The organism is Aquimarina sp. MMG016, from assembly GCF_018100805.1.
Classification (GTDB): domain Bacteria; phylum Bacteroidota; class Bacteroidia; order Flavobacteriales; family Flavobacteriaceae; genus Aquimarina.
In genome coordinates this window covers 107,364-118,655 of sequence record NZ_JAGJEA010000004.1, presented here as the reverse complement: position 1 = coordinate 118,655, position 11,292 = coordinate 107,364, and the positions used below count along the sequence as shown (strand labels likewise).

Genomic DNA, 11,292 nt, shown 5'->3' with positions numbered 1-11,292 from the left:
TATTATTGATTAACTGCTACTTTATAATTAATCCCGTAAGTCTTAGTTAAATTATCGTCATTAAAAATATCTTTAACCGGACCTGTTGCTATCTTTTTTACGTTCAGAAATGTAACCCAATCAAAATATTCGGGCACTGTTTGTAAATCGTGATGTACTACAATCACAGTTTTACGTGCTTTACGTAACTCTTTTAAGATGTTGATGATTGCTTTTTCAGTAGTTGCATCAACTCCTTGAAAAGGTTCATCCATAAAATAGATTGCCGCATTTTGAACCAAAGCCCTTGCTAAAAATATTCGTTGTTGCTGTCCTCCAGAAAGTTGACTAATCTGCCGGCTTTTAAAAGCTAACATTCCTACTTTTTCTAAAGCTTCTAAGGCGGCTTTTTTTTGCTTTTGTCCTGGACGCTTTATCCAGCCTAAGCTTCCATAGGTACCCATCATTACTACATCAAGTGCTGTTGTGGGAAAATCCCAGTCTACACTTCCTTTCTGAGGAACATAAGCAACTAGTGAGCGTTGTTTTTTATAAGGTTTTCCGTAAATCTGAACACTTCCCGCAATAGGTGTGATGATATCTAAAATCGATTTGATCAAAGTTGACTTACCTGCTCCATTTGGTCCTACAATAGCCATAAGAACCCCCTCAGGAATTGCAAGGTCAATATCCCATAATACCGGCTTATAGTTATAAGCTACAGTAAGATCATCTATCTGAACAGCGATATCTTTTTTTATAGTCATTAGCGAGTGGTAGTTAGTAGTTAGCGGGACTTATTTTTGATATGTTTTTGTAAACTCGTAATCATTTTTGAAAGCTCTGCTAACTGAATTCTTCCAAACTTATCTTGATCTTTTAATATGTATTTTCTTCTGTATGCAATGGTAGAGCAAACTACACATTCTCTAGTAGAATCTAAAGCTATTTGAAGGTATCTATTAAATTGGGCATCAGAAGAACCGGCACCTTCAGAAATGTTTAAAGCTATAGCATTTGCTGCTCTAATAAATTGAGAGGCTAAAATATATTGTTCTTTTCTAGGAAACTGTTCACATGTTTCATAAACAAAGTCAATGAAATCTAATGACTTTTGATAAACTATTAAATTTTCAAAATTAAACTTTACTTCCTCCATGACAATAATTTAACTAACCTCTAACTACTAAAAACTAACTACTACTTAAGCGCATTTACGATTGTATTGACATTGTATTCAAACATTCCTATATACGTACCTTCAATAGTCCCAGCGTTACCAAGAGCGTCAGAATATAAAGTTCCACCAATAACAACTTCATGGTCTTTTGATTTTACGGCAGCTTGTAGTGCTTCGATCGTGCGTTTTGGAACAGAGCTTTCTACAAAAATAGCCTTCACTTCTTTTTCGATAATGAAATTAGCCAATTTCTGAACGTCTTTTACTCCTGCTTCAGTAGCGGTAGATAGGCCTTGCAATCCTACAACATCAAAGTCATAGGCTTTTCCAAAATAACTAAAAGCATCGTGTGCTGTCACCAAAATTCGTTTCTCTTTGGGCAATGAAGCAATGATACCTTCCAGTCTTGTTTCTAATGTGTTCAGTTTCTCTAAATAAGCTTTTCCATTAACTTCAAAAGTTTCTGCATTTTTTGGGTCTATTGCTGCAAGTTTTTTAATAATAAAAGAAGTAATCAATTTCCAATTTTCTACGCTAAACCAAATATGTGGATCATAGTTAGAAGCAAAATAATCAGATCCAATTAATGTTTTTTTGTCTAAACTTTCACCAATAGCAATAGTTTTGGTTTTTTGACCTCCCATTTTTTCAAATACTTCTACTAATTTTCCTTCCAGGTGTAAACCGTTGTAGAAGATTACATCAGCATTTACCAACTTTGTAACATCTCCTTCACTGGCTTTATATAGGTGCGGATCTACACCACTCCCCATCAATCCTTCAACTTCGATTACATCTCCTCCTATATTTTTAACTAGGTCTGTGATCATTGAGGTAGTAGTAACTACATTAAGTTTTTGGTTTTTGTCTTTTGCTTCCTGTTTACAGGAGAATAAAGCTAAAGAGATGATAAAGACAATTAATATATGTTTCATTTTATGTTTTTAATAATTATTTTTTTCGGTTTATGATAATTAATTTGGTAATCTAATACTTATTCCGGCAGCTAGTAAAAGATTTTGCCCCTTTGTAATACCTGATCCAACAGTAGCATCTAATTGTATTGAATCACTTAATAAGTATGTTAACCCAGCATCCCAGAGATGATTAGCTCTATTGTCTTCTGGTAGATCTCCGTATAATTCTGCATATACTCCTAAATTGTCTGTTATACTATATCCATATACCAGTGTATATACATATGCAGCTTCTGGAGAATCATTACCCCATTCAGCACCTAGATTATATGCCAGACTTGATTTGTCACTTAGCGTATGTGCAAAAGAAAATCTAAAATCTACTCCAGTGGTTTCTGGCCTGAAATCAGTACCCGCACTAAATGGAAGGTATAGGTGTCCTAGTAATCCTATTTCCGGAAGTAGTCCTTTTTCTTCAGTAATTCCCACTTTAGCTCCTAATAATAGTGGAGATAAGCCACTAGCAATATTATCTTGTTCGGTTCTGTTGATTTCAGTTCTAACTTCTGCAAAATCCCAACCTACCCGAAATTCTAGATTGTCTAATAGACCATATCGTAAGAGTGTTGTGTTAAAAGTGGTAGTTTTTTCTGTAAAAGCATTATTGCCTGAATCTTCAAAAAAAGCGCCAGTTTCGATTTGTAAATATCCTTTAGGCATCACGGTCGGAGATTCTGTAGCATCTGGACGATCTGTAATTAAAACCCCTAAAGAAGATTGTTCTTGAGAAAAGACAGTATAAAAACCAAGAAAGGCTAAAAAAGTAAATAAGGTTATTCTATGTATTTGCATTAGGTTTAGTACTTTTGTTTTATTATTTCAGCAAAACTAAAAAAGTTAGCTATGACTAACAAATTAAATTTGAATAATTTAACAAAGAGTGAGGAAGATTACTTAAAAGCTCTTTTTCAATTGCTTATAGAAGATGGTGCTACCAAGGTAGGTAACAATCAACTGGCTGAGTATTTAAAAGTTTCTCCTGCATCTACAAACAACATGGTCAAGAAGTTAAAAACTAAGGGTTATGTGGTAAGTGAAAAATATGGTAAACTCGATTTAACTGAGGAAGGAAAGCCTATTGCCGTGAGATTAATCCGTAAGCATCGATTATGGGAGACTTTTTTGTGCAATTACTTAAATTTCACCTGGGATGAAGTGCATGATGTAGCAGAGCAATTAGAACATATTAAATCTCAAAAGTTAATCGATGAACTGGATCGTTTTATGGACTTTCCTCAAAAGGATCCTCATGGAGAAATTATACCTAATGCTGATGGAGAGTATTTTGTTCTACCAAAAATTACTTTGTCATCTCTTGAAGAAGGAGATACTTGTCAATTAGTAGCGGTTAATGATGGTTCTGTGACTTTTCTGAAATATGTTTCTGAAATTGGACTAGCTTTAAGTAGCGAAATAAAGATTGTGGAAATTAGAGAATTTGATAAATCAATACGTATTGAATTTAATAATGCTATAGAAACAGTAACTAAAAAATTTGCAGATAATGTATTCGTTAAGAAGCTTGTATAGTTTTTATAAATGTTAAAATAGAGTTAGGCTATAAGAATGTTAAATAATAGCAGTTATCTTTGAGTATCACACAAACAATTTATGGAGCTTAAATTAAAAAGACCGATATGTTTTTTTGATCTTGAAACTACCGGTATAAATATTTCTAAAGATCGAATTGTAGAGATTTCCATTCTCAAAATATTTCCAAATGGCACCCAGGAAAGTAAAACCTGGTTGGTTAATCCTGAAATGCCAATTCCTCCTGAAACTACAGCTGTTCACGGTATAGATGATGCTAAGGTAGCAAATGAACCTACTTTTAAAGAATTAGCTAATAAGGTTAATGAAATGATAAAAGGGTGTGACTTGGGAGGTTTTAATTCTAATCGTTTTGATATTCCTTTATTGGCAGAAGAATTGCTTAGAGCTGATATTGATTTTGATATGAAAAACGCTGTAGCTATTGATGTACAGACTATTTATCATAAAATGGAAAAGAGAACATTATCTGCAGCCTATAAGTTTTATTGTGATAAAAACTTAGAAGATGCACATTCTGCAGAAGCGGATACTATGGCTACCTATGAAGTGCTAAAAGCGCAATTGGATCGATACCCTGAACTAGAGAATGATACTAAATTTTTAGCAGAATTCAGTTCTAGAAAGCAATTTGCAGATTTTGCCGGATTTATTGCTTATGATGATAATGGAAAAGAAGTTTTTTCTTTCGGAAAACATAAGGGTAAGTTGGTAGAAAAAGTTATGGAAGATGAGCCTGGGTATTTTGGATGGTTACAGAATGCTGATTTTCCTTTGTATACAAAAAAAGTACTTACCGCAGTAAGATTGCGTAAGTTAAATAATAGTCTCAAGTTATAATCCAATAGAAATAATCAGCCACTTATGAAGCTCATCTGCATAGGTCGTAATTATACAGATCATATAGAAGAATTAGAAAACGAAAAACCAACAGATCCTGTAGTTTTTTTAAAGCCCGATACCGCTATTCTTCTAAAAAAACAACCTTTTTTTATTCCTGATTTTTCAAATGATATACATCATGAAGTTGAAATCTTGGTTAAAATCAAAAAGGTAGGAAAATACATTGACAGAAAGTTTGCACACAAATATTATGATGAAATTAGTCTTGGAATAGATTTTACAGCTAGAGATTTACAAAGTAAATTAAAGTCGAAAGGTTTACCCTGGGAGAAAGCAAAAGCTTTTGATGGAGCAGCTGTTATTGGTCAATGGACATCAAAGGAATTATATAATGATGTTGATAATATTGATTTTCGGTTAGAAAAAAATGACGAGATAGTTCAACAAGGAAATACTAAATTCATGTTATGGAAAATAGATGAATTGATAGAATATGTCTCTAAATATTTTACTTTAAAGATAGGAGATATTATATTTACAGGAACACCAGCAGGTGTTGGAGCTGTAAAACCAGACGATATCCTTGATGGGTATATTAATAATAAACAACTTTTTTCAATAAAAATAAAATAGATGGGCAAAGGATATAGTTTAAAAAATGTAAATGAATTATCAGGCGGTGATGATGAGTTTATAGCTGTATTGGTACAAACGTTTTTAGAAGAAATACCACCAGATCTTGATAGTATGATAAAAGCTGTAGATGATGATAATCCAGCTATGGCTTATCAATACGCTCATAAAATGAAACCTAATCTTCAATTATTTGATATCGATTTATTGGCTCAGATCAAGAAAGTAGAATCCTGGTCAAAATCTAATAAAGACAAAGAACAAATAAAACCTACCCTAGATCATATTGAGGCTACAGTTAATGGGGCTATTCAGGATCTTAAGGATGATTTTCAATAAAATATGCTTGCAGAAATAATTACTATTGGTGACGAAATTCTTATTGGTCAGATTATAGATTCTAATTCTGCATTTATAGGAAAGGAGTTGAATAAAATAGGGGTTGATGTTCATCAAATAACTTCTATAAGAGATGATAAGCAGCATATATTAAATGCTCTGGAAGAGGCTCGTAATAGAGTAGATGTAATTATTATAACAGGAGGATTAGGGCCCACAAAAGATGATATTACCAAACATACTCTATGCGAATATTTTGAAGATACTTTAGTGCAAAATGAGAAAGTGCTTAAGCATATCGAAGAATTATTTGCTAAATATATTTCCACTCCAATTTCTGACGTTAATAGACAGCAGGCGTTAGTGCCTAGGACATCAAAGGTGTTAATGAATCTTTATGGTACTGCCCCAGGGATGTGGTTAGAGAAAGAGAATAAGGTTTTTGTATCTATGCCAGGAGTGCCATATGAGATGAAAGGATTAATGAAGAATGAAGTACTTCCAGGGTTAATAAAAAAGTTCGATAGACCATATATTATTCATAAAACTGTTCTTACCTATGGTATGGGTGAAAGTGCAATAGCTGAGAAGATAGAGGATTGGGAAGATAATTTGCCATCATTTATTAAATTAGCATACTTACCTAATTTAGGAAGAGTGCGATTAAGACTTTCTGGTCGGGGAACAGATAAAAAGCTTATTGAAGATACTATTGAAGCTAGAGTGGCTGAACTTCATAATATTATAGGAGACATTATTGTTGGTTATGAAGAAGATGAATCTATAGAGCAGCAAATAGGTAAGTTGTTAATTCAGAAAAGAAAAACAATAGCAGTTGCTGAAAGTTGTACAGGAGGTAAAATTGCACAATCGTTTACTGAAAATGCAGGGTCTTCTGCATATTTTAATGGCGGGGCAGTTACTTATGCTACTCAATCTAAAGTTGATATTCTTGGTGTAGATCCTAATATCATTGAAAAATATACCGTGACCAGTTCGGAGGTAGCTGAAGCGATGGCGCTTTCAGCAAAGGAGAAGTTTAAATCAGATTATGCGATTAGTACTACTGGTAATGCCGGTCCATCAAAAGGAGATGGGGATGTTGAGGTGGGGACTGTTTTTATTGCTATCGCTGGTCCAGAAGGTGTGTTTTCAGAAAAATTTGTTTTTAGCAATCTTAGAGAGCGTGTTATAGGAAAAGCTGTTAGTAAGTCTTTTGAACTTTTGCTTAAGGAATTAACTAAAAACTAAATTTAATCACGTATAATTAGTTGATCAACCCAATTTATTGCTTCTTCAAGGCTGTAAAAAATTTCAGTAGGAACATTAACTAGAAAGTTTCTTTCCATCTCTGCAATATCATTACTTACTTTATTATAAATAACTGCAGAATACCCTTTTAAATTTGGAAATAAAGGAACAGATTTGAAGTGTGCAGTGGGTTCAAAGGAATATGAGTTTACTCTATTAGAAATATACACAAAAGGTGTTTTATTACCGTAATATTTTTTGCAAAGTCGAAATAATACAGCAGCTTTGTCGAAATTCATGACAGTCTCATCTTTAATTTCTGTAACTACGAAGTTTTTATAAAAATATACCACCCCAATATCAAGATCATATTTCTTGATAAGGGCTCTGTTAATTTTTTGAACCATAATATATAAAAGTTGGTATCACTAAGATAGGGCATTGTAAGTTAATATTCAACGAGTATAAAAACGTTTGTCAAGGATCTTCAGAAATTAACTCTTCTGCCCAGAGAATAGCATCTCCCAGGTTATTAAAAAGACTTGTTGGGATATCACTGAATTTTTTCTCTAGTTGTGCGACCTTATTATTAATAGTGTCGTAGGTAACAATAGCATATCCTTTTAGATTAGGGAAATGTTCACTTGCACCATAGAGACGAGTTGGGGTAAACGAATAGGAATGAATTCTATTAGAGATGTATACATATGGGACCTTCTTTTTATAGTGTGTATCAATTAGTTGGTATAGTTTATTTCCGCTTTCAAAGTCAAGACTCATGCCTTCTCCGACTTCACCTATAATAAAGTTTTCATAAAAATAAAATGATCCAATATCAAGATCGTGTTTGTTTTTAAATTTTTTATCTATGTCAATGACCATGTAACAAGAATATTAATTGGTCTAAAATACAATATTATCACATAAGATTCAATTGTTGAAAATATCGTCAGTAACAGGAAGCGGTTATAGTAACCATAACCGCATTCCTATTCCATAATGAAGGGATGATTTAATTTTTTTTGCTATCTGAATCAGTCTTAGTATCATCTATAATGCTTGCGCTGATGGAGTATGCAAAATCTAATTTTACCACACCATCAAAATAAGGAGCTTTCATGTCTATATAAGTATCACCTAGATATCCGAATTTTTGTGCAGGTTTGCCACCGATCTTTGCATTATAGTAATTTGCATGAGCGTGACAACTCATGCAGTTTGTTCGTGTGCCTACCTTATTTGTTATAATAGTGCCATTGTCGTTTATTTTAGCATAGTTGTCTGACCCACCATTACTTAATACTTTGCTGTCAAAAGGAGCTTCTAAAAAAGGGTTAAAGGAGTATATGGGTTCTCCAATGCTTTTCCCTCCTGTGTATGGCTGAGCGGGATTGACCATGCTGTAAGCAACAGACATCGCATAATGTCTGGAAGCGCCTTTAAGTTCAGAAGGTCTTGCAGATGCTATCTTGGGATTACTGGGGAAGCAAGGGTCACTATCGTTTGCACTCCACCAAAATGTTTGCCAGGTCCATCTAGTGGTTTCTCTAGTGGCTACATGCATTCCAACCAGAATTGCATAATCACCGGCTTTAGCATTGTAGCCGTCTTTTTGTTTGTTTACATAATCTGCCATTTTCTGATCAATGGAGAAATGTATGAAATCATTTAGGTTATATGTGTGATTATCTAGGTTTCCTTCACAACCTATATCAATAGTAGGATTTCCTTTAGCTTTATTATTAATATCTACATACACACAGGCATTCCAAATTTTTTCTGGAAAAGGAATGGTGTCAGGTTTATCTATTCCTCGCCAGGCTTCCATTTGATAGATTCCGTTGTTGGCAACCGCAGTATCTTTGCTTATAATTTTGTATGTAGGTTTGATGGTGATAGCTTTATTAGGAAAACGAACAGAATCTCCTTCTCTTTGCATATTGTCTAACACACTTTGTAAAAATATTTTCTCTTTTATTGCATAATGGGCTGCAGCCGGATCATAATATACCGTTTCTACTGTTTTGGTATCTGGTAAGATTTCGAATTTATGGAATTGAGTGGGGGTTTCCATAGTAGCACGTATTCGCTTTGTGCTTTGTGCTTTAGTTTTCGAACTTAATTTAGCTTTAATCTCTTCGGGAGTTGTCCAGGTTTCGTAAACTCGTAAAGTATCTTTTTTATAAACTTCATTTGTTTTTTGTGTGAGGCCGATCCATATGCCCCAACCGTGATTATAAATTTTTGCAAGATCATTATCTGCAATCCATTGATCTATTATCTTTTCCTTTTCAGGGAAATTAAAACCGGGAACATTTACTTTTGGAAAAGGTACAGGTCTGTATGATGTATTATAAGTTTCACCTTCTTGAACTTCTTCTACAGGCTGAACATTGGGTTTTGATTCTTTTTTGCAACTAAATGATATAAAGTAAATAACTATTAATAACGAATAAATAAGTAGCTTTTTCATAATTAAGTTGATTTGATGGTTATTTCATTATATGTACATATATGCTTTTGTGTTTTTTACATCTGTATTTGATAAAAAAACGGATCACTGTTAGATGATCCGCTCTATTTACTACTTAATTACCCCATATCAAGTAGTTAGCTACTTTTATGAAAACTAACTGATGTAAAAGTACTGTGATATGGGTATTTTTAAAATAGGTAAAAACACCTGTTTTTTACTTTTTAAGGCGTAAGATGAAAAAACTTAAAAAAGAAGAAAAAATTTACAAAACTATTATTGGTGGTTCGGTAAATAATTCGTTAATTTGCACCCTGTTTTGAAATAATACCAAAATTAAGAAGAGATGTCTAGAGTTTGCGAGCTTACAGGAAAAAAAGCAATGGTTGGGAACAATGTTTCTCACGCGATGAATAAAACAAAGCGTAAATTCAATGCGAATTTAATTAAAAAGCGTTTTTATATTCCGGAAGAAGATCGTTGGGTAACATTAAAAGTGTCTACTGCAGCATTAAAAAATATAAATAAGAATGGGATCTCTGCTGTTTTAAAAGAAGCAAGAGCAAAAGGTTTTTTAACTAAATAATCCAATCCCCTTTTTAAAAAGATACTACAATGGCGAAGAAAGGTAACAGAGTTCAGGTAATTTTAGAATGTACGGAGCATAAAGCTTCTGGTCAACCTGGTACATCAAGATATATTACAACAAAAAATAAGAAGAACACTCCTGATAGAATAGAATTAAAGAAATTTAATCCTATCCTAAAGAAAATGACTGTTCATAAAGAAATAAAATAATTAAGCAATGGCAAAGAAATCAGTAGCATCGTTACAGACAGGATCAAAGAGATTAACGAAAGCCATCAAAATGGTAAAATCTCCAAAGACAGGAGCTTATACTTTTGTAGAGTCAATTATGGCACCAGAGGCTGTAAACGACTTTTTAAAGCAAAAGTAATTCGTGCAAAATATTATGAAGAAGCCATTTCAATTTTATTGGAATGGCTCTTTCTTTTTATATATTTATCAAGTCGAAAGAATTTCGAGTTTTTTGAATTATTGTATTGAACAAAGTAAATGAGTCTTTTTAAAAAAATATTTTCTTCAGAGAAAAAAGAAACACTGGATAAAGGGTTAGAAAAATCCAAAACTAGCTTTTTTTCCAAGCTTAGTAAAGCAGTAGCAGGTAAATCTAAAGTTGATGATGAGGTTTTAGATGAACTTGAAGAGGTTTTAGTGACTAGTGATGTTGGTGTAAAAACTACAATTAAAGTTATAGAGAGAATAGAAAATCGAGTGTCTAAAGATAAATACTTGGGGACTGATGAGCTAAATCAAATCTTAAGAGAAGAGATTGCAGGATTATTATCAGAAACTAATGTAGGAGAAGCCACGGATTTTGAAGTTCCAAAAGATAAGAAACCTTATGTTTTAATGGTTGTTGGTGTTAATGGAGTTGGTAAAACTACCACGATAGGTAAGTTGGCACATCAATTCAAGAATAAAGGTTTAAAAGTAGTTTTGGGAGCTGCAGATACCTTTAGAGCGGCAGCTATAGATCAATTACAGGTGTGGGCGGATCGTGTAGATGTTCCTATTGTAAAACAAGATATGGGCAGTGATCCTGCTTCTGTGGCCTTTGATACTTTACAATCTGGAGTTAATCAGGACGCGGATGTTATTATTATAGATACTGCAGGTAGATTGCATAATAAAGTGAATCTAATGAACGAGTTGACTAAGGTGAAGAGGGTTATGCAAAAAGTGATAGGAGATGCTCCTCACGATGTTTTGTTAGTGTTGGATGGTTCTACTGGTCAGAACGCTTTTGAGCAAGCTAAGCAATTTACTGCGGCGACTGAGGTAACCTCGTTGGCAGTTACTAAGCTTGACGGAACTGCTAAAGGAGGTGTAGTTATCGGAATTAGTGATCAATTTCAGATTCCTGTAAAATATATTGGAGTAGGAGAAGGTATTGAAGATCTTCAGGTGTTCAATAAATATGAATTTGTAGATTCGTTTTTTAAGTAAAACTGTTACAGAATAGTTAAAAAGGGTGTTGTGAA

General features: G+C 33.4%; 16 protein-coding genes. 9 read left to right on the top strand and 7 right to left on the bottom strand.

From position 1 onward, the window contains the following. Positions 1-2: 2 nt before the first annotated feature. From J8M14_RS09580 to J8M14_RS09565, 4 genes are read right to left on the bottom strand one after another with little or no spacing between them, the layout of a single operon-like run. The gene (locus J8M14_RS09580) at positions 3-746 is read right to left on the bottom strand and encodes a metal ABC transporter ATP-binding protein (RefSeq protein ID WP_211074393.1); all 744 of its coding nucleotides are present in this window, start codon (positions 744-746) and stop codon (positions 3-5) included. A 20-nt stretch (positions 747-766) separates the two neighbouring features. Beyond that, positions 767-1,138, bottom strand: a complete 372-nt coding sequence (locus J8M14_RS09575; protein ID WP_211074392.1) for a four helix bundle protein — start codon at positions 1,136-1,138, stop codon at positions 767-769. Positions 1,139-1,179: 41 nt separating this feature from the next. After that, entirely contained in the window at positions 1,180-2,094 is a 915-nt protein-coding gene (locus J8M14_RS09570) for a zinc ABC transporter substrate-binding protein (protein WP_211074391.1), read from the bottom strand. Positions 2,095-2,133: 39 nt separating this feature from the next. Further along, a complete protein-coding gene (locus J8M14_RS09565) occupies positions 2,134-2,928 on the bottom strand; it encodes a transporter (protein ID WP_211074390.1) in 795 nt (264 codons plus the stop codon). 51 nt (positions 2,929-2,979) lie between these two features. Here J8M14_RS09565 and J8M14_RS09560 point away from each other — a divergent pair, with 51 nt between their 5' ends. The 5 genes from J8M14_RS09560 to J8M14_RS09540 all read left to right on the top strand — a co-directional run bounded on the left by J8M14_RS09560 (position 2,980) and on the right by J8M14_RS09540 (position 6,753). Beyond that, entirely contained in the window at positions 2,980-3,666 is a 687-nt protein-coding gene (locus tag J8M14_RS09560) for a metal-dependent transcriptional regulator (RefSeq protein ID WP_211074389.1), read from the top strand. 81 nt (positions 3,667-3,747) lie between these two features. Then, positions 3,748-4,527 carry a 3'-5' exonuclease gene (locus J8M14_RS09555; RefSeq protein ID WP_211074388.1) on the top strand — a complete coding sequence of 260 codons (780 nt, stop codon included), beginning with the start codon at positions 3,748-3,750 and terminating at the stop codon, positions 4,525-4,527. A gap of 24 nt (positions 4,528-4,551) precedes the next feature. Continuing rightward, positions 4,552-5,163 (top strand): fumarylacetoacetate hydrolase family protein, encoded by a 612-nt coding sequence (locus J8M14_RS09550; RefSeq protein WP_211074387.1) that lies wholly within the window; start codon positions 4,552-4,554, stop codon positions 5,161-5,163. Continuing rightward, a complete protein-coding gene (locus tag J8M14_RS09545) occupies positions 5,164-5,502 on the top strand; it encodes an Hpt domain-containing protein (RefSeq protein WP_211074386.1) in 339 nt (112 codons plus the stop codon). Positions 5,503-5,505: 3 nt separating this feature from the next. Next, the gene (locus J8M14_RS09540) at positions 5,506-6,753 is read left to right on the top strand and encodes a competence/damage-inducible protein A (protein ID WP_211074385.1); all 1,248 of its coding nucleotides are present in this window, start codon (positions 5,506-5,508) and stop codon (positions 6,751-6,753) included. A gap of 2 nt (positions 6,754-6,755) precedes the next feature. Here the strand turns inward: J8M14_RS09540 and J8M14_RS09535 are convergent, their stop codons facing one another. The 3 genes from J8M14_RS09535 to J8M14_RS09525 all read right to left on the bottom strand — a co-directional run bounded on the left by J8M14_RS09535 (position 6,756) and on the right by J8M14_RS09525 (position 9,226). Next, a complete protein-coding gene (locus J8M14_RS09535) occupies positions 6,756-7,160 on the bottom strand; it encodes a hypothetical protein (RefSeq protein ID WP_211074384.1) in 405 nt (134 codons plus the stop codon). A gap of 70 nt (positions 7,161-7,230) precedes the next feature. Further along, on the bottom strand, positions 7,231-7,635 hold the full coding sequence (locus tag J8M14_RS09530) for a hypothetical protein (protein ID WP_211074383.1): 405 nt from the start codon (positions 7,633-7,635) through the stop codon (positions 7,231-7,233). Positions 7,636-7,765: 130 nt separating this feature from the next. Next, positions 7,766-9,226, bottom strand: coding sequence for a hypothetical protein (locus tag J8M14_RS09525; protein ID WP_211074382.1), 1,461 nt, complete (start codon positions 9,224-9,226; stop codon positions 7,766-7,768). A gap of 346 nt (positions 9,227-9,572) precedes the next feature. Here J8M14_RS09525 and rpmB point away from each other — a divergent pair, with 346 nt between their 5' ends. The 4 genes from rpmB (at position 9,573) to ftsY (ending at position 11,257) form a co-directional block, all read left to right on the top strand. Next, positions 9,573-9,812: a 50S ribosomal protein L28 gene (gene rpmB, locus J8M14_RS09520; RefSeq protein WP_211074381.1), complete on the top strand. Its 240-nt coding sequence runs from the start codon at positions 9,573-9,575 to the stop codon at positions 9,810-9,812. Positions 9,813-9,841: 29 nt separating this feature from the next. Then, the gene (rpmG, locus tag J8M14_RS09515; protein WP_140595061.1) at positions 9,842-10,024 is read left to right on the top strand and encodes a 50S ribosomal protein L33; all 183 of its coding nucleotides are present in this window, start codon (positions 9,842-9,844) and stop codon (positions 10,022-10,024) included. Between the two features lie 7 nt (positions 10,025-10,031). Beyond that, positions 10,032-10,184 carry a DUF4295 domain-containing protein gene (locus tag J8M14_RS09510; protein ID WP_201922289.1) on the top strand — a complete coding sequence of 51 codons (153 nt, stop codon included), beginning with the start codon at positions 10,032-10,034 and terminating at the stop codon, positions 10,182-10,184. A 119-nt stretch (positions 10,185-10,303) separates the two neighbouring features. Next, on the top strand, positions 10,304-11,257 hold the full coding sequence (gene ftsY, locus J8M14_RS09505; RefSeq protein ID WP_211074380.1) for a signal recognition particle-docking protein FtsY: 954 nt from the start codon (positions 10,304-10,306) through the stop codon (positions 11,255-11,257). The last annotated feature ends 35 nt before the right edge of the window (positions 11,258-11,292 follow it).